The organism is Vibrio sp. KUL80 (assembly GCF_059725495.1).
Window position 1 is genome coordinate 1,573,183 of the sequence record NZ_AP045841.1, and the last position, 19,293, is coordinate 1,592,475.

Genomic DNA, 19,293 nt, shown 5'->3' on the forward strand with positions numbered 1-19,293 from the left:
CTATGCCTGCATCTAGCCACTCTTACTTGTTCTCTCTTTACCCTGTCCTCAAAAGCTCCCGTTATGAAGAACAGCTGGTGGCTTTGTTTCAACAAGAATGGTCCGATTTCACTCATGAGTCACTCAATATGGCGAATACTCCTGAAGCGATTGTTGTGGAGCGTAACAATGAGGTCGTGGCAGGTATTGCTTTTACTCGTTATCCAGCACCCGAAGACCCGAATGTACAGGCACTATGGTTAAACGCGGTGTATGTAAAGTCAAAATACAGAGGATTGGGGCTGGCAAGGCGGCTAGTGTTGGCAGCTATACAAGAAGCGTACAACATCAGTGAGCCTGCTTTGTATGCTTATACCAACGTGGGCGGCATGTATGAAAGGTTGAGTTGGGAAAAAGTCGCAAAGGAAGAGGAAAATGAAGTAGGGCACAGCGTTTATCGTTATAAGCTCGACGCTATGCCCAGTTCTGTGCCCTAAGTTCTAAACTCTGTGTTATTTACTCGCCGATTGCGACACCTTCACGGCGAGGGTCAGCTGCACCTTCTAAGCCACTTTCCGTAAAACGAATAGCATGCAGCCCTGAGTTCAACTCACGGCTGTTAACTTTATAGCCCATCTTCTCGAACTGCTGTGCATAGCCTTCCAATGGCGTATCTACCTCAATATCCATCTCCCCAAAACGGTTGATCATGCGTGGTTGATCGATGGCTTCTTGAATGTTCATTCCCCAATCTAGATGAGCGACGAGCGTTTGTGCGACGTAGCCGATAATACGACTACCACCTGGCGAGCCAATTGCCATATAAGGCTTGTCTTCTTTCATCACAATCGTTGGTGACATAGAGGAACGAGGACGTTTGTTTGCTTCTATACGGTTGGCAACAAGTTTATCTCCTTGCTTGGGAACGAATGAGAAGTCAGTAAGCTCATTATTGAGGAGGAATCCGCTTGCCATTACGCGTGAACCAAACACGTTTTCAATAGAGGATGTCATGGAGATGACATTGCCTTTGCCATCGACAACGTTGAAATGCGTCGTTGAAGGAAGCTCAATGGCTTGATCTTTCGCGAGGCGAGCGCTGTTACTTGAAGGAGGACTACCTGCTGACACTTCAGTTAACGCTTTGTTAGGTGTGATGAGTTGGCTACGCTCACGCATATAACTAGAGTCGAGTAGACCATCCGTCGGGACGTTATAGAAATCGCTGTCTGCCATGTAGAGCCCACGGTCCGCAAAGGCTAATCTTGATGCGTCCGCTAACACTTGCCAACTAACAGGGTTGTCCTTACCAAGTTTATCGAGCTCAAAGGGTTCAGAAAGCATCATGATCTGACCGAGAGTCAGAGCACCACTGCTCGGTGGACCCATTCCGCATACCTCATACTGCTTGTATGGGGCGCAAACCGCCTCTCGCTCAACGACTTGATAGCGAGTAAGATCCTCTAGTGACAGCTTACCTGGGTTAGTCTTGGATTCATTACGTACCGCATCGACAATAGATTGAGCCACTGCACCTTTATAGAAGCCATCGCTGCCTTTTTCTGCCATCAGCCTCAGTGTTGCTGCGTACTCTGGGTTTTTCAGCAGTGTTCCTTGTGTTTTGGGTGAGCCATCTGCTTGCAGCAAATAGCTTGCGGTGGTTGGGTGCTTTGCTAGAAATTTAGTGTCGTTGGCAATCAGTTTGGCAAGGCGCGCACTTATCACAAATCCAGATTCGGCTTTCGCTGCTATCGGCTCAACGATCTTAGCCCAATCAAGCTGTCCGTATTTTTGGTGGACATCCCAAAGCAGCTTGACTGTTCCCGGTGTGCCAACAGAACGACCGCCGACGACTGCGTCATAAAACTTCATAGCCTTGCCGTCTTTACCAATAAAGAGATTTTCATCGGCTGCAGAAGGTGCCGTTTCACGCCCGTCAAAGGTGGTCAGTTTTTTGGTTTCATTGTCCCAATAAACTAGGAAGGAGCCGCCTCCAATGCCGCTTGATTGCGGTTCTACCAAGCCAAGCATTAATTGCACAGCGACCATGGCGTCGACGGCGTTACCACCTTGTTTAAGAACATCTGCGCCTGCTTGAGTGGCGGTTGGGTTGGCGGCGGTAACCATCCAGTTTTCCGCTGTGACTAGCGGTTTTGAGGTAAAGCCTGTGGCAATTTCGGGCGCAAAAGCGTCGGTGGCTTGTTGATTCGCTAAGACCGGTACTGAACTGATTAGGGAGATAAGTGGGATAAGCCGAAGCAACGGTGTTGTCATGGGGGTTCCTTATTATTTTTCTGCTTTTTTAATATGAGAGGCTAGGCTGATTATCTATACATGGACATCTATTTGCCAACTAAATGCAACACATATGTAACATATCATCCTCATTATTAGGAGCGAAATATGACAAGCAATGTGTCAATTGCGAAGTTTAGTATAAAAGGAAGTCAAGGTGAGCAATTTCAATAATACCGATGATCAGCGTCCACTTGATCACGAACCAGAGTTCAACAAATTTGTCGACGCAGCGATGTCACGTCGTCGTTTCCTGAAAGGTACGGGAGCGGCAGCGACCGTTGGCTTCTTTGCTGCGACGCCGGTCAGTCAAGCGGTAGCCAACGTAAAGGCGGCGAAATCTGACTTGATGGGCTTCAATGCGATACCTATTTCAACGGCAGATACTGTTCAAGTTCCAGATGGCTATCAGGCGGACGTGCTTATTTCTTGGGGCGACGCAATCAAAAAAGGCGCGCCTGCGTTTAGTCAAAGTAACGATTCTAAAGCGCAAGAGATGCAGTTTGGCGATAACAACGACGGCATGACTTTCTTCTTGATTGAAGATGATCGCGCTGTCTTAGTGGTGAACAACGAATACACTAACAACGAATACTTGTACACGCACCAAGGCAAAAACATATCAGCAGATGACGTTCGTAAAGCACAAGCAGCGCATGGCGTATCTGTTGTTGAATTGAAAAAGAACTTTGGGCAATGGCAGGTAAATCTAGATGGGCGTCTCAATCGACGCGTTACGGCTTTTACTGAGATGGAAATGACGGGAGTTGCTGCTGGTCATGATTTGCTAAAAACAGCGGCTGACAAGTCTGGTAGTAAGATCCTCGGTACCTTTAACAACTGTGCAAATGGTCAGACACCCTGGGGTACATATCTTACCTGTGAAGAGAACTTTAACGGCTACTTTGCCGATACCTCTGGTTCAGAACTGCCAGAAAGTTACGCACGTTATGGTCTAAATAAAAAGGACCGCGGATACGACTGGTACAAGCACGATGCTCGTTTTGATATGGCGAAAGATCCGAACGAACCACATCGTCACGGTTGGGTTGTTGAAATCGATCCGATGAACCCTAACTCGACCCCGAAAAAACGCAGTGCGCTTGGACGCTTCAAGCACGAAAATGCAGCACTCACTATCAATGGTGATGGTCACGTCGTGGTGTATCTTGGTGATGATGAGCGTGGCGAGCACCTCTACAAATATGTGTCTAAGAACAAGTATGTCGAGGGTGCAGACTCTAACCGAGATCTCCTAGAAGAGGGCACGCTTTACGTTGCCAAATTTGATGGAGTACAGGGTGAGCTAAAAGGCAAAGGTGAATGGCTTGAGCTCACTTGGGGCAAGAATGGTCTGACGCCAGAAAATGGCTTCCCAGATGCGGCATCAGTGATGATTTTTGCCCGTATGGCGGCAACTCAAGTCGGTGCGACAACCATGGACCGTCCTGAGTGGGTAGCAGTGCATCCAGACAACAAATCGGTATTCTGCACACTCACAAACAATAAGTATCGTGGTGTCAGAGAGAATCAACCAATCAACGCGGTCAATCCACGTGAGAAAAACCCTTACGGGCATATCGTTCGTTGGAATCCAACGAGTGGTAATCACACATCAGACACCTTCGAATGGGATATTTATGTTATCGCAGGCAACCCTGAGGTGCATGAATCTGGTTTGATGGCGGGTACTGAGAACATCAATAAAGACAATATGTTCAACAGCCCAGATGGTATTGGTTTTGATGCCGCAGGTCGCTTGTGGATTCAAACCGATGGCAAATACTCAAACAAAGGCGATTTTGCTGGTATGGGTAACAACCAAATGCTGTGTAGTGACCCAGAGACGGGAGAGATACGTCGATTCCTAACAGGGCCTATCGCATGTGAAATCACTGGCCTGACATTCTCGCCTGACCACAAAACGATGTTTGTTGGCGTTCAGCACCCAGGTGAAGACCTAGCGCCTTCTCACTTCCCTGAGGGGGGGGATGCGGTGCCTCGCTCATCGGTTATCATGATTAGTCGTAAAGATGGCGGTGTGATTGGTGCTTAGTAGCTTGAATCACCAAAACTGAAAAGGGAGACCGTTTGGTCTCCCTTTTGTTATCTGAGCCTCGAGTATTCACGCGTTTTGAAAGCGAGCATCGAGCTTTTCCATCAAAATATCACGCTTGAAGGGTTTAGGTAGGTAGTCATCCATACCGCTGTCATAACATTTCTTAATATCGTCATCGAGCACAGACGCTGTTAAGGCGTTGATGTGGGTCTGCTTTATCTCCTGCGACTTTTCAAACTCACGGATTGCTTTGGTCGCCTCAAATCCATCAAGAACTGGCATCATGCAGTCCATAAGCACCAATCCAATGGAGCTATGTTGCTGCTGATAGATGTCGACGGCTTCTTGTCCATTGTTGGCTATGACAAAGTCGATGGAGAGCTTTTTCAAGTTTAAGCTCACGATCTGCTGGTTCACTTTATTGTCTTCGACCACGAGGATTTTAAAGTGCTTGCGATCAACGTCATCTTCGACTCTGATATCGGCAGGTTGCTCGCTCTGCTCAACGTTACTTTGTCTCAGGGTATTGATGAGTCGATTACCAAACAAAGGACTGGTGATAAAAGCGGATACATCGATATTGCTGCAATCGAGTGCTGTTTTGTTGTCTCGCAGTAACACGTGAGGTAAATGGTTAGCGCATCGTTTGAGTGATGGCAGTATGCTTGCGTCATCGAAAACCACAATCGTATTTTCGTTGAACTCGTTAAAGCTCTCATCGACATCATGTCGAGTGAATACCTCTAACTTGTAACGCTTGAACTCATCCATTAGAAGCGGGTTAGGGGAGTGAGTGACGTAGCAGATAGATTTATTGATTTCATTTTTAACCGAATGGCTATCGCGCTCAAAAGTGAGCTCGAAGCTAAATGTCGATCCTTTTCCTTTAGCTGAAGCCAGCGTTATTTTGCCGCCCATCATTTCTACCATCTTTGAACAGATAGCAAGTCCCAGGCCAGTGCCTCCATAATCCTTGGAGGTATCGGAATTCTCTTGTTTAAACTCCTCAAACACGCGCTTTTGTTTTTCTTGGTCAATGCCGATACCAGTATCTGCCACCACAAAACCGAGAGTGACTGTATCTTGGTTTGTATCACTGGCTTTCAGTTTAAAGGCAATATGACCAGCCTCAGTGAATTTAATAGCGTTGGACGCCAAGTTCATAAGTGTCTGGCGTACCTTCTGCTCATCGGCTTGCACGTAATCAGGCACATCGGGGTCAATTTCAATCAGAATATCTAATGACTTTTGTTGAGCTTTTGGAGCGATTAACGCTGCGGTATCGTAGATAGTCTCTTTAATAGCAGTCGTATGTGGGCAAATCTCAAGGTGACCCGATTCTATTTTTGATAGGTCGAGAATGTCATTAATGAGCATCAACAAAGTCTGGGAAGAGGCATTAATCGTTGCAAGGTGGTCCTTTTGACTCGCAGTTAGACGCGTGTCGCCGAGGATCTCTGTCATGCCCAAGATACCGTTAAGCGGTGTGCGAATTTCGTGGGACATATTCGCAAGGAATGCACTCTTCGCTCTATTGGCTTGGATTTCGTGTTCCCTCGCGTTGATAAGCTGTTTCTCAAGCGCAGATATCTGACGAATGATGTATAGCAGAACGAGCAGCACGGCAGCGACGAACGCAATGGTTGCTAAAACGCGATTGTTCTCAACGTCACTCAATTTCTGGGCGATGAGAGGCGGCAGTTCATTGAATAGAGTGTTTAGTGCACCTTCAAGTTGATGAATGGTTGCTCGAAGTTCACCAAGCTCCCCTTGGTTATGGGAGTATCCAAACTCCTCATAAGCGCCTTGAAGCCCATAAAACGCCAAGCGAAACTCTTGAAAACGACTAAACATCTCAAAGCTGAGTTGTTGGTCTGTAATCTCTTGCTCTAGCTGAGACAGATTACGTTCTATTCTTGGTAGGATTTCTGGGTCGAAGGTTGAGAAGAACTGGTACATAAGATCCTTTGTCGACAATGCGACAAAATCCATGCTTCTTGAGTTGGCGTCGATAAGCGCACGCTCAAAAGCCAGTGCTTTGTTTTTGAAGTGTTCAATCAAGCCTTCTTGCTGGTTATCACCATGAATTAATAGCACCAGTTCAGAGAGTTTAAAAAAGCGCTGTGTGTAGTCGTCTACGCGAGAGAGGGCTGTTTGACCGTCGTAATCAATTTCAATGCCCGATGTTGCGACGCCAATATTAATCTGACCTATTTGGGACAATATGCTCAGGTATTCGTCTTCCATTCTTTCTAGATATTTGGTGTCGACACGAGCAATAAAGTCTTTCTCATGACGTCGCATCATCAGCATAGTGTTCGCTGACGCCAATATGTCTTTTTGCAACCCAATCAGTTGCTGTTTGGTACTATCTACAGTGCGCTCGGTGTAGAAGAATACGGCGAGCAAGCCTAGTATCGTGCATGCGCCTATTAAGAGTATCTTTTGAATTGAGCGAGAGGTATTTGATTGGGTCGGAGGCATAGCTCAACATCCTGTTTTTACGGCTAATGGTGTCGAGTTTAACGCATAAAGCTCTGTAACCAAAATGAAACATTATTGTAATGTGAGCCTTTACCCCCTCTAGCTCCCCCTATATAGGCGGAGAACTACGGGCTAGCTCCTATCGTCGCATCGCCTAATTTATACAGGCGGTGCACAGTGAGCCTTTGCTTCTCCAGTTTCCCTCTCAGTAAGTGGGAGAAAGATAAGCAAGCACCTGTCGTTGCGTCGTCATGAAAAGTAGGCTGCGCGATAGCGAGCATGGGGCTCCTCCCCTTGCTAAGGGGAGGTTGGGAGGGGTCACGCCGGACTAGAAAGTGAGTGAGTTTATAAAACTTACCGTTGCAACACCAACTCAAACCCACCATCGCCCCCACGAACCACCACACCCATCGGCGCATCCACATACCCATCCGCCTTCGGCAGCTCTTCTCTCTTAGCATGGCTCAGCACCGCCACCGTCATACAGCCAGCTGCTATCCCCGAGTTCAACCCAGCGACAGCATCTTCAAAACAGACACAATCTTTGGCTTCAAGACCGAGCTCATTAGCTCCGCGAAGGTATGGTTCAGGGTGTGGCTTACCTTGAGAGAGAACTTCAGGTGTGATCAGCACTTTTGGCTTAGGTAAATTTGCAGCTTTGATACGCGCCGTGGCAACTGGCAAAGTGCCTGACGTCACAATCGCCCACGGAATATTCAGCTCCTCCAATCCATTGAGAAGCTCGATAGCGCCTGCAAGCGCGACAGTGCCCTCAGTGTTGGTTGCTTCATAGTGTTCGAGATAATCGAACTCCGCTTTGACTACGTCGGAGGTTGTCGGGGCGTTCATGAGCTCAGCAATAGAGTCAATAGCAGGTCTGCCATGAATGCGAGACATCACGTAGTCTGGGTCGAGTCCTTTAGACTCTGCCCATTTTGACCATGCACGAGTAACGCAGGGGATGGAGTCGACTAAGGTACCATCAAGGTCGAAGAGTAATCCTTTAAAAGAAAGCGTAGTCACAATAAGTGTTCCTATTTTAAATACTGAGAAAGTACATCCACGATTAGCTGGTGGTCCTCGTGTTGAGGCAGACCTGAAACAGTAATCGTACCAATCATACCGGTGTTGATGACACGAATCGGGAATGAGCCGCCGAAAGGGCTGTAATCCTTGGCATCGACGAAAGAGGCTTGGTCAATGGTTTTACCTTTCATCTCTAGGTAATGTTTCATATACCAAGAGCTGCGCTGAAATCGCTGAACCACATTGGATTTGCGTCGAACCCACTCTTGATTATCTAAAGTCGCACCATCTAACGCAGTGTAAAATAGACATTGATTGCCGACTGTGATGTCGATAGCGACTTTAGCTTGCTTACCTACCGCAAGAGCACGAAGTGCAGTACCAATCTGCCAAGCTGTCTCTTTGTTAAAGTGGGGGAATTGCAGTTCCTTTTCTTGAGAAACTAATGAGGCTAAAAGATCTTGAAGTTCAGATGAGGTAGAGGTTGTCATTGTCGGGTCCTTATAAACGAAAAAGGGCGAAGTAACACTGGACACGAATCAAGGTTACTTCGCCAAAACTTGGAACCGAACTAGAGCATCAGTCCAAGCCCGAGGTGAGAAGGTTTTAATTCCTTCCTACTTCCATTTGGAGTGATGGACTAGAGTTCTAACTCCGCCATCAGTTTTTGTTCAATCTCACTGCTTGATTTGGCATTGAAGAGCGCATCACGGAAGTCGGCATGCATGATTTTGCGTGCGAGCTTCGAGAAAATCTTCATATGCTGGTCGCCAGCAGCGTGCTTATTTAACGTGAGCATGATGACGAATTGTGCTTCTTCATCGCCCCATTGAATCGGCTTAGCGAGACGACACACGCTCACCGCTGACTGCTCGATGTGTTCACTCTTGGTATGTGGAATCGCAAAACCAAACCCAAGCCCGGTAGAGAACACATCTTCGCGCGCCCACAAATCATCCGCCAGTTTATTCGGATAACGGCAACGACCTGTAAGGAAGAGGTTATCTGACAGTGTTTTAATCACTTCTTCTTTGCTGCGAAGGTCTAAGTCGAGCTTGATGCAATCCTCTGAAATAAGCGGCGCTTCAGTTTGGGCCATTCGGAACTGCGCAAGCAGGTGTTCTACTTCAAGAGGTGTGCGGCATTGCATCGCTTTATTGAGTAACTGACGGCATTCGCGACTTTCTAGGTTTGAGATACGCTCTTTAGTTGCAGCAATACTTGGCGCACTCATGCTAATTTCATCCAGACCAAGACCGACCAACAGTGGTAGCACTGAGCCTTTCGCACCTAGCTCTCCACAAAGGCCAACCCACTTACCATGGCGATGTACTTCGCTTACCACGTGATCCAGTGTTCTTAGGAAAGCTGGGTTTAAGCTGTTGTAGTGTTTGGTGACTTTAGCGTTGTCTCGATCCACCGCCATCAGATACTGGGTTAGGTCATTAGAGCCAATAGAGAAGAAGTCGACTTCTTCACAGCATTGATCGATGATGAACGCGACAGAAGGCACTTCCATCATGATGCCGAGTGGGATTTTTTCATCAAACGGCACTTGCTCTTTGCGAAGGTCTTGGCGAACTTCTGCGAGAATGTCTTTTACCCAAAGGATCTCTTCCATTGATGAAATCATCGGGATCATGATTTTTAATGGACCATGCGCAGAGGCTCTTAGAATCGCTCTTAGCTGTGTTTTGAACAGTTCAATAAATTCTTCGTAGATTCGAACCGCGCGGTAGCCAAGGAATGGGTTGTTCTCTTTCGGGATGTTGAGGTAATCAACGGGCTTGTCACCACCGATATCAATAGTGCGGACGATGATAGCGCGACCCGCTGCTGCATCAAGTGCTTGGCAGAAGATGTTGTATAGCTCGTCTTCTTTAGGCGCACTCTTACGGTCCATGTACAGCATTTCTGTACGGAATAAGCCAATGGCTTCAGCACCAGATTCAAAGGCAGATTTGGCTTCTACTGAGTGAGCGATGTTGGCTGCCACTTCAAGCTTTTTGCCATCTTCTGTCATGCCTTGCGTGTCTTTAAATGCGGCTTGTCGCTCTCGAACCGTGTTTATGACACGCTGCTCTTGCTGGTAATAGCGAACAACGGGCTCACTTAAGTCAGTCACAATGGCGCCAAGGTTAGCGTCTAGGTAGACCTCACTGCCAATGTTGCTATCCAATGCCCCATCTTTAACGCCAACAACCGTAGGAATGCCAAACGAACGAGCGAGAATAACGGTATGCGAGGTGCTGCCGCCATGGGTCAAAACAAGACCTTTTAGAAGCGCTTTGTCTAGCTCTAAAAACTGACTAGGGGTGAGGTCTTCAGCCATGCAAATCGAGGCTTCAGTCAGTGTAAGTTGGCTGGTGTAGTGCTCATCACCATAGATAGTTTGTAGCAGTTGGAAACATACGTCGCGGATGTCGAGTTCGCGCTCGCGCAGATACTGGCTTGATGATTTTTGCAATTGTTCCGCGTAGTGTTTGGCAGTGGCAATAACAGACTGAGCGCTGCTTCGACCTTCAACTAGGTTAGTGTTTAGCTGCTTGGAAAATTCTTCATCGTTTAGAATAGAAAGGTGCGCCGCGAGGACTTCACTTTCGGTGTCGACCGAGGTTTTCGCTTGTACCTCGATTGACTTCGCCAAGTGGGCAACGCCTGATTTCAATGCTGATTGCTCTTGCGTTAGTGGCTTTGCTTCCGGCATGTAAGGGAGCTGATCAAAATTGATTGCGCCAACTTTTACCACCACACCGCGTCCGACACCAGAACTGACGGAAGTCGCTCTAACCACACCTGAAGTTAGGTTTGCCAGGTTACGAGGCAGTGGTTGCTGTTCTTCATCGGCCTGCGTTTGTTCTAGAGGCGCATCGCAGTGCGGGAACTCATTCGCAATAAAGCTTTGTAGTGCCTCTAATGCTGTTTCTTCGTCCTCACCTTCAATAGTGATCACACATTTGTCGCCAAGCAGGGTATCGGTACCGATAAGAGATAAAACGCTTTTCGCATTTCCAGAAAGCCCGGTACGCTCATTCTGCCATTCAATGCTCGATTGATACTGATTACAAAGGGTTTCTACATGACCCGCTGGTCTCGCGTGAACACCATTCGGCAATTCACAAGAAAACGTAAAACTTCTCATAGGGGCTCATTCCTTAGGTTCGAAATTGTTATTGGTTGTTTATGACTACAACTTTAACAGTTCCAAAAATCGGGGCTATTGGATAAAAGTGCTAAAAACTGGATATTTGTTAGATGCTAGATTAACTGTGATAGCGCTCAAAAATACAGTTAATCTTGTGACTTTTGTCATGTTGATCGTTGTGTTAATAGTGGTTGATATTACGTAAAATCACTCTAAAACAATGCCTTATAAATGATTTGCGTCCTCTCTATCTTGCTGTTACTCAAAGTGTGCTCAAGATCAACATTCATCTCACACCTAACAAATATCCAGTAAAAAGCAGTTTTGTCCTCTAACTGGATAGCACAAATGCTCACTATTATAACCCTGTGCGATAGAGATGGAGTTTCTCTGAAGCTTAATCAAAAACGTGAGCCAATAAATATAAAAGAAGTACTTCCTTTAATAAAAAATTTTAATACTTATGTACTCTAAGGAGAGGTCAATGAATGACTTAATCTCAATTCTTAAAAACACAAGACAACATCTAATGACGGGTGTGTCTCATATGATTCCTTTCGTGGTTGCGGGCGGTATCTTACTTGCGGCTTCGGTCATGCTTTATGGTGAGGGCGCAGTACCAGAAGAGGGAACCTGGCTGCATGATCTGTTCTTCATCGGTGTTGCTGGCTTCCAACTTATGGTTCCCATTCTTGCTGCTTACATCGGTTACTCCATTGCAGACCGTTCGGCGCTAGCCCCTTCTGCTATTGCCGCTTTCATCGGCGCTAATATGTACAACACGGGTTTCTTTGGCGCGATTTTCGCGGGTCTCCTAGGTGGTATCGTTGTCTTCTACCTCAAAAAGATCAAAGTGCCTGCATTTGCTCGCTCTATCATGCCAATCTTTGTCATTCCTATCATAGGTACGTTTATCACTGCAGGCGCCATTGTATGGGGTATCGGTGAGCCAATTGGTGCGGCAACTGAAGGTCTAACTAGCTTCCTTAAAGGCATGCAAGACTCAAGCATTGTGGTACTCGCTATCATCATGGGTCTAATGATTGCTTTCGATATGGGTGGACCGGTCAACAAAGTGGCTTATGCATTCGTCATTCTTTGTGTCGGTGAAGGTATCTACAACGTTGCCGGTATCAGTGCAGTAGCGGTTGCTACGCCATCAGTAGGCATGGGTCTTGCGACTTTCCTAAACAAAAAATTATACGGTTCTGACGAACAAGAAGCAGGTCGTGCATCAATTCTAATGGGCACCATGGGTATCACTGAGGGTGCGATTCCTTTCGCAGCTGCAGACCCACTGCGTGTTCTACCGTCAATCATGATCGGTACGGCAACAGGCGCCGCAACGGCAGCTGTCTTGGGTGTTGAGTGTTTCGCAGCATGGGGTGGTTTGATTGTACTGCCAGTGGTTGAGGGACGATTTGGCTTCCTGATTGCACTCGCTGTGGGCTCTCTTGTTACCGCACTAATGGTTAACTTCCTAAAAGCACGTCGTAAGGTAGAAGAGCCAAAGAAAGAAGAATCCGATGATTTAGACCTAGATATCACTATCGGTTAGTTAGAGATTTCACGGTTAGTTCGAGATATCACGGTTAACTCTTAGAAATTGAAAGATATATCCAATAAAAACAGAACGTTAAAAATAAAAGGTGAGAATTATGACTAGTATCGTAGCAGTAACAGCATGCCCATCTGGCGTAGCACATACCTACATGGCAGCAGAAGCGGTTGAAGCAGCAGCAAAAGCAAAAGGCTGGGACTGTAAAGTTGAAACTCAAGGCTCTATCGGTATCGAGAATGAGCTAAGTGCAGAAGACATTGCTGGCGCTGACATCGTTATCTTGACTAAGGACATTGGTATCAAGAACGAAGATCGATTCAAAGGTAAGACGATTGTTCGTATCGGTGTGAGCGACGCAGTTAAGCGCTCTGAAGCAGTAATGGATAAGATTGCCGCGCATCTAGAGAAAGCGACGGCATAAATAAATATGGCTCCTTCATTCGGAGGAGCCTTCATACCACAGTCACTTGTTCTGCCAGGTTAGCAGAGGTGACTCTGATATGAACTCAATCAGTACCCACATATAAAAATAATGGAGCCTATTGTGAGCACCGAAAGAATAACTCGATTAAAGTCTGCCCTGTTTGAAGCCCAACGAGAAATTTCCCTAGAGCGCGCTCTTCTCTATACCGAGAGTCATCAACAAACGGAAGGCGAGCACACCTTGATCCGCCGTGCTAAGGCCACCGCTCATGTTATGGACAATGTCGCGATATCTATTCGTGATGATGAGCTCATTGCGGGTAACCGAACCGTGAAACCTCGCGCTGGTATTGTGTCCCCAGAAATGGACCCGTACTGGATTGAGAAAGAGCTCGATATTTTCGAGTCACGTCCGCAGGATAAATTCTTTATCTCTGAGGATGATAAGGCGGTCTACAAGGAGACGTTGTTACCTTATTGGTCTGAACGTTCGATGAAAGATTTCATCAATGGGCAGATCCCTGACAACGTCAAAGAGGCTGTGGCTGAGAAAGTCTTTAGTGTGAACCAGACTGATAAAGGCCAGGGGCACATCATCATCGATTTTGATCGATTGCTAGAAAAAGGTCTTGGTGTGTTAACCGATGAAATGTCGACACTGGCGACGGTCAATGCTGACAACGAGTTTTATCAATCTGTTCTGATTCTTTTAGAGGCGTCCACACGTCACATTCGCCGATATGAGGCCCTTGCTAATCAAATGGCAGCAGAGTGTGAGTGCCCAGTACGCGCCGCTGAACTAACCCGTATTGCCAGCATTTCGGCAAACATCGCGACCCAAAAGCCGCAAGGTTTCTATGAAGCGTGCCAGCTGTTCTGGTACATGAACATTATTTTGCAATATGAATCTAATGCGAGCTCGCTTTCACTGGGTCGCTTTGATCAATACATGATGCCGTTCTACCAAGCGTCTATTGGACAAGGTGAATCACCTGCATTGTTACAAGAACTACTCGAGAGTTTGTGGGTTAAGACCAATGACATCGTTCTGCTGCGCTCATCTAGTAGTGCTAAGTTCTTTGCGGGCTTCCCAACGGGATACACCATTTTGCTTGGCGGCTTGACCGAGAATGGGCGCAGCGCGGTGAACACCTTGTCTTCCCTCTGTTTGGATGCGTATCAAAGCGTTCAACTGCCGCAGCCTAACCTTGGTGTGCGCGTGAATGAGTTTATCGATAGAGCGTTCTTGAATAAAACCGCAGAGACGATTCGCCTCGGAACAGGTATCCCACAGATCTTCAACGATGAAGTCGTGGTGCCGGCGTTTCTAAACCGTGGCGTGTCGTTAGAAGATGCTCGTGATTACTCCGTTGTCGGCTGCGTCGAATTGTCTATTCCAGGCAAAACCTATGGATTGCACGATATTGCGATGTTTAACCTGCTCAAAGTGATGGAGCTGGTTCTAAAACGCAATAAAGACAATCAAGAAGTCTCGTTTGACGCCTTAATGTCTGAGATCCGCAGTGATATCTGTGACTACGTTAAGTTAATGGTCGAAGGCTCGAATATTTGCGATGTGGGTCATCGTGATTGGGCTCCGGTACCGCTTCTATCTTCGTTCATCAATGATTGCATCGAGAATGGCAAAGACATCACTTACGGTGGTGGACGCTATAACTTCTCTGGTGTGCAAGGCATTGGTATTGCCAACCTGTCTGACTCTCTTATGGCGCTCAAACGTTTCGTGTTTGAAGAGAAGCGCATGAGCTTTGCCGAGTTTATAGAGGTGTTGGAATCTAACTTCGAAGGCAAAGAAGGTGAGCGCGTTAGAGCTCGCTTGATGAACAGATACGAGAAGTATGGCAACGATATCGATGAGGTCGATGCTATGGGGGCAGACTTACTTCGTTTGTTCTGCAAAGAAGTCGAGACTTACGAAAACCCTCGTGGTGGCTACTTTACACCAGGCTCTTACACAGTGTCAGCACACGTGCCACTCGGCGCAGTCGTTGGTGCAACGCCTGATGGTCGTCTGGCAGGTGAGCAGTTGGCTGATGGTGGTCTCTCGCCGATGTTAGGTAAAGATCAACAGGGCCCAACCGCCGTGCTTAAGTCAGTCAGCAAACTGGATAATTATTTGCTTTCGAATGGCAGTTTGTTGAATGTGAAGTTTACCCCTTCAACGCTTGAGGGCGAACAAGGCATTACTAAACTGGGCGACTTTTTGCGTGCTTTTATGAAGCTCAAACTGCAGCACATCCAGTTTAACGTGCTTAATGCAGAAACCCTTCGCAAAGCACAGGAAAAACCAGAGGACTATGCTGGGTTGGTTGTTCGAGTAGCGGGTTACAGTGCGTTTTTCGTCGAACTGTCTAAAGAGATTCAAGACGACATCATTCGAAGAACTGCCCATGAGCTGTGAGTGTAACACTAGCGGTTCACGCTGCGGAGAACATAAAGGAGAGCGGGGCTCTCCTTCACCAACCGCTCGAGTGTTCAATATTCAACGCTACTCGCTCAATGATGGTGAGGGGATACGTACTGTCGTGTTTTTTAAAGGGTGTCCATTGAAGTGCCCGTGGTGTGCGAACCCCGAATCTCGCTCTATTGAACAAGTAAACATTCGTAGGGAGTCAAAATGTCTTCACTGTGATGTGTGTGAACAGGATGTTGACGAATGTCCTAGCGGTGCTTTTGAACAAGTCGGTTATGACGTCACGGTTGAAGAGCTAATTGCAGAAATCGCCAAGGACGATGTGTTTTATCAAACCTCTGGAGGCGGGGTGACATTATCCGGTGGCGAGGTTTTGGTTCACGGTAAGTTCTGTATTGAACTCCTTAAACAACTCAAAAAGCTTGGTTACAAAACGGCGATCGAGACCTCTGGGCATGGGAACAGCAACCACCTTGTTGAGATGGCGAAATACTGTGACGAGATTTTATTTGATTTCAAAATGATGAACAGAGAGCAAGCCAAAGACGTCATTGGTATTAACTTGGATAAAGTGCTTAAGAGTTTTGATGCGCTAAAGTTGGCACCTTGTAAGTTGATCCCAAGGTTGCCGTTGATTCCAGGCTACACACTCGACCTGATCAATGTCGATAAGGTGCTTCATTTTTTAGCACCTTATTCGTTAGAAGAATTACACCTGCTGCCGTTCCATCAATTTGGTTCCAGCAAATACGAAACACTAGGGATGACGTATTCGATGAAGGATACCCCGGTACCTACAAAACAAGAAGTTGATGCTATTCAGCGCCATGTCGAAGCACATGGATACAAAGTAGTCATAGGAGGCTAGACATGAGCAAGAAGCGAATTTTAATTACTGGTGCGGGTGGTTTCTTCGGAACGCGATTTATTAACCGATATCAAGGTGAGTTCGAGGTTCGAGGCACTGACGTTGCCCAATTAGACATCACGGACGCTGATGCAGTGAACCGCATCTTAGGTGAGTTCAAGCCTGATTTTGTCATCCATGCCGCTGCTATCGCCGTCACTGATTTTTGCAACAAGCATCCAGATGTGGCGCATAAAGTGAACGTTCAAGGAGCGATTAATGTCGCTAAAGCTTGTAAAGATGTGGGGGCGAAGCTGGTGTTTATATCCACTGAGCAAGTGTTCAATGGCAATCCAGAAGAAGGACCATACACAGAAGAATCAACACCTGTACCGGATACGGTCTACGGTCAAAATAAACTGGAGGCCGAGCGTGAGTTAGCGACGATTTTGCCTGAAATGTGGGTACTGAGATTCACCTGGTTGTTTGGTCTTCCTGAGCGCAATACAACGATCAATCCGAATGTGGTTTGGAATGCGGCTCAAGCGTTATTTAACGGCGAGACCATGCACGAACGAGGCAATGAGTTCCGTGGCTTAACGTATGTTCATGAGCTTATTGAGCAGTTTCCAAAAATATTCGAAATTCCTTATGGAACTTACCACACTGGCGCGCACAACGACGCAAGCCGCTATGAGATAGCACAACATATTTTAACTGAGCTTAAGCTCGGAGAACGCATCCAAGAGGTTCTGGTGCAAAGTGACGCACCAAAGATACGTGATGTGAGACTTGATACCAGCAAGCTTGCTGCTCAGGGCATTCAGTTTACTGAGAGCAAACAAGCGATCACTAAGTGTTTGAAAGAATTCGGCTACTAAACATTTGTCTTTTAAAAAACGGTCTTTAAAGAACCAGTCTTTGAAAATAGGCCACACAGTAGCGACCCATATTACCATTGGAGATGTACCCATGATTTATATGCTTGATACCGCCAACCTAGATGCAATTAAAAAAGCGGTAGACTTGTACCCAATAGTCGGTGTCACAACCAACCCGACCATCATAGCTAAAGAGAATCGTCCTTTACGCGATATCATTTTAGATATCCGTGAAATTATTGGTCCAGATCGCATGTTACATGCACAAGTTGTTAGCGATAAAGCGGATGTCATGTTGGAAGAAGCGAAAGCGTTGCGTAAGCTTGATTCAGAAATTATCGTTAAGGTACCCGTGACGCCTCAAGGTATCAAAGCTATGAAGCTTATCAGTGCCGAAGGTATCCGAATTACGGCGACTGCGATTTTAACGCCACAACAAGCCTTGATGGCTGCGATGGCTGGAGCTGAGTTTTTAGCACCGTATGTGAATCGACTGGATAACATCTGTGGTGATGGTACTCAAGTTGCCGCCGAGATGGCAAATCTTATCGATGTCTATCAGCTGGATGCGAAGGTACTCGCCGCGTCGTTTAAGAACGTCCAACAAGTCCATGAAGTTGCCAAAGCAGGGGTGCAATCGGTCACAATCGCACCGGATGTATTTGACCAGTTGCTGGTTCATCCGCTGACTGATTCCGGTGTCGCAGGCTTTATGAGCGATTGGAATCAAGCGTATGGTGAGGGCAAAACGGTTCTTGATTTACTATGATCATGATTAGGAACAAGTTTACATAGAATAGACAAAGACAGGGATGCCTAGTGAGATTATACTCACTAGGCTTTTTGCTATAGAAAGATCTTAGGATAAGAATGAAGTTAGTTGGAGTTACGGCGTGTATTAGCGGTGTTGCGCACACCTATATGGCCGCAGAATTATTAGAGAAGTCTGCTAAGAAAGCTGGTTATAAGATTCAGGTTGAGACTCAAGGTGCTCTGGGGTCAGAGAACGCTATTGATCAAGCATCCATAGACGAAGCGGACGTTGCCTTCATTATTGCGGATATCAACATTGAGGGTGTGGAGCGGTTCGCGCAGTCGCGGCTAATTAAAATGTCGATTTCAGACTTTTTGCGTAATCCAGAACTGGCGATGAGTGCAATCGAGCGCGCGAAACGCGCTCCAGCAGGAACCGTTATCAACGTATAAATCTACTCTACCGTTCCGCTTTGGTAGTGTGCTCGATACTGTGAAGGGGAACGGTCTGTTTGCTGTTTGAACACACGGCAAAAGTAATTACTATCATTGAATCCGCAGCGATGTGCGACTTCCTTAACTTTCGTATCGTATTGTTTTAATAGATATTTTGCTCTTTCCAATCGAATTCTAGTCAGATACTCATTAAATTTAACGTTGCCTTCTTTATGAAAAAGCTGAGACAAGTAGTTCGGTGAAACATAAAAGTGTTTAGCGACCGATTCGCGAGTTAGTGGCTCGTGGTAGTTCTGCTCTAAGTAATCCCTAACCGCATCGAACAGGGCTTTACTCTTAGATGGTGTTTCTGGTGGGTTATGAATCAGGTCATGGATATGACTAAACAAGCTACTCGCGAGTAATCTCAGCGTATTTTGATCTTGTGAGTGCCATGCTAGCTCTTCGATCGCTTGCAAAATAAATGAGCCAGTTCTCGGCCCACGTCTGGCGACATTTTCTTTGATGGCAGAATCAAACTTTTCTCCATCCCAACTGAGCAAGCTCATGCCAAAGCTTTGTTTACCAACCAATATGGTCATAGTGACAACGGGTTTATCCCAATTAGGTTTGTTCCAGCTCTCCGCGGGTAGGTAAAGAACATCTCCTTGCTTTAATACGACACCAGTATCCGTTCCTATGTTATTACCTACGTCCATTTCCAACTCTCCAATAAGTACCATTTCAATGCGTGGGAAATGAACCTGGTAGGCAAGGGGAGGTGGACTTGGCAGGTTGCCCGCGAACTGCAGGGAATGTATTTCTGCGGTTTGCGTAGCATAGTGGTGAAGCGCTTCAATAAGGTATGTTCTGTCTAACATGTTTTATAACATTCTTCTAGAAAATAGTGATGTATTGATTCGAGTTGGCATTATACGTCACTTGATATTTCAAGCGGTTTGAGGTGGTTC

General features: G+C 46.5%; 15 protein-coding genes. 9 read left to right on the forward strand and 6 right to left on the reverse strand.

What is annotated here, in order from left to right; all coding sequences use genetic code 11:
* Positions 1 to 2 precede the first annotated feature (2 nt).
* Complete coding sequence (locus AC6I8U_RS07315) at positions 3 to 476, forward strand: GNAT family N-acetyltransferase (protein ID WP_498018174.1); 474 nt, start codon at positions 3 to 5, stop codon at positions 474 to 476.
* 19 nt (positions 477 to 495) lie between these two features.
* On the opposite strand, the gene ggt is transcribed toward AC6I8U_RS07315, so the two are convergent.
* Positions 496 to 2,253 (reverse strand): gamma-glutamyltransferase, encoded by a 1,758-nt coding sequence (gene ggt / locus AC6I8U_RS07320; RefSeq protein ID WP_234495900.1) that lies wholly within the window; start codon positions 2,251 to 2,253, stop codon positions 496 to 498.
* Positions 2,254 to 2,509: 256 nt separating this feature from the next.
* Between ggt and AC6I8U_RS07325 the strand changes: the two genes are divergently transcribed.
* A complete protein-coding gene (locus AC6I8U_RS07325; RefSeq protein ID WP_498018330.1) occupies positions 2,510 to 4,330 on the forward strand; it encodes a PhoX family protein in 1,821 nt (606 codons plus the stop codon).
* Positions 4,331 to 4,399: 69 nt separating this feature from the next.
* On the opposite strand, the gene AC6I8U_RS07330 is transcribed toward AC6I8U_RS07325, so the two are convergent.
* The 4 genes from AC6I8U_RS07330 to ptsP all read right to left on the reverse strand — a co-directional run bounded on the left by AC6I8U_RS07330 (position 4,400) and on the right by ptsP (position 10,985).
* Positions 4,400 to 6,817 (reverse strand): hybrid sensor histidine kinase/response regulator, encoded by a 2,418-nt coding sequence (locus AC6I8U_RS07330; protein ID WP_498018175.1) that lies wholly within the window; start codon positions 6,815 to 6,817, stop codon positions 4,400 to 4,402.
* 354 nt (positions 6,818 to 7,171) lie between these two features.
* Entirely contained in the window at positions 7,172 to 7,840 is a 669-nt protein-coding gene (locus AC6I8U_RS07335; protein WP_498018176.1) for an HAD-IA family hydrolase, read from the reverse strand.
* Between the two features lie 11 nt (positions 7,841 to 7,851).
* Positions 7,852 to 8,334: a heme-degrading domain-containing protein gene (locus AC6I8U_RS07340; RefSeq protein WP_498018177.1), complete on the reverse strand. Its 483-nt coding sequence runs from the start codon at positions 8,332 to 8,334 to the stop codon at positions 7,852 to 7,854.
* A 149-nt stretch (positions 8,335 to 8,483) separates the two neighbouring features.
* Positions 8,484 to 10,985, reverse strand: coding sequence for a phosphoenolpyruvate--protein phosphotransferase (gene ptsP, locus AC6I8U_RS07345; protein WP_498018178.1), 2,502 nt, complete (start codon positions 10,983 to 10,985; stop codon positions 8,484 to 8,486).
* A gap of 487 nt (positions 10,986 to 11,472) precedes the next feature.
* On the opposite strand from ptsP, the gene AC6I8U_RS07350 reads away from it, so the two are divergent.
* From AC6I8U_RS07350 to AC6I8U_RS07380, 7 genes are all read left to right on the forward strand, one after another.
* Positions 11,473 to 12,546 carry a PTS fructose transporter subunit EIIC gene (locus tag AC6I8U_RS07350; RefSeq protein WP_042472751.1) on the forward strand — a complete coding sequence of 358 codons (1,074 nt, stop codon included), beginning with the start codon at positions 11,473 to 11,475 and terminating at the stop codon, positions 12,544 to 12,546.
* A 100-nt stretch (positions 12,547 to 12,646) separates the two neighbouring features.
* The gene (locus AC6I8U_RS07355; RefSeq protein ID WP_498018179.1) at positions 12,647 to 12,970 is read left to right on the forward strand and encodes a PTS fructose-like transporter subunit IIB; all 324 of its coding nucleotides are present in this window, start codon (positions 12,647 to 12,649) and stop codon (positions 12,968 to 12,970) included.
* Between the two features lie 123 nt (positions 12,971 to 13,093).
* Entirely contained in the window at positions 13,094 to 15,394 is a 2,301-nt protein-coding gene (locus AC6I8U_RS07360) for a formate C-acetyltransferase (RefSeq protein WP_498018180.1), read from the forward strand.
* Entirely contained in the window at positions 15,384 to 16,274 is an 891-nt protein-coding gene (locus AC6I8U_RS07365; RefSeq protein WP_498018181.1) for a [formate-C-acetyltransferase]-activating enzyme, read from the forward strand. The genes AC6I8U_RS07360 and AC6I8U_RS07365 overlap by 11 nt, the downstream gene beginning before the upstream one ends.
* A gap of 2 nt (positions 16,275 to 16,276) precedes the next feature.
* Positions 16,277 to 17,134, forward strand: coding sequence for an SDR family oxidoreductase (locus tag AC6I8U_RS07370; protein WP_498018182.1), 858 nt, complete (start codon positions 16,277 to 16,279; stop codon positions 17,132 to 17,134).
* Positions 17,135 to 17,225: 91 nt separating this feature from the next.
* Complete coding sequence (locus AC6I8U_RS07375; RefSeq protein ID WP_498018183.1) at positions 17,226 to 17,903, forward strand: fructose-6-phosphate aldolase; 678 nt, start codon at positions 17,226 to 17,228, stop codon at positions 17,901 to 17,903.
* Positions 17,904 to 18,004: 101 nt separating this feature from the next.
* Positions 18,005 to 18,340 (forward strand): PTS fructose transporter subunit IIB, encoded by a 336-nt coding sequence (locus AC6I8U_RS07380; protein WP_234495910.1) that lies wholly within the window; start codon positions 18,005 to 18,007, stop codon positions 18,338 to 18,340.
* A gap of 2 nt (positions 18,341 to 18,342) precedes the next feature.
* Here AC6I8U_RS07380 and AC6I8U_RS07385 read toward each other — a convergent pair whose 3' ends face one another.
* Entirely contained in the window at positions 18,343 to 19,203 is an 861-nt protein-coding gene (locus AC6I8U_RS07385; protein WP_234495911.1) for a helix-turn-helix domain-containing protein, read from the reverse strand.
* Positions 19,204 to 19,293 lie beyond the last annotated feature (90 nt).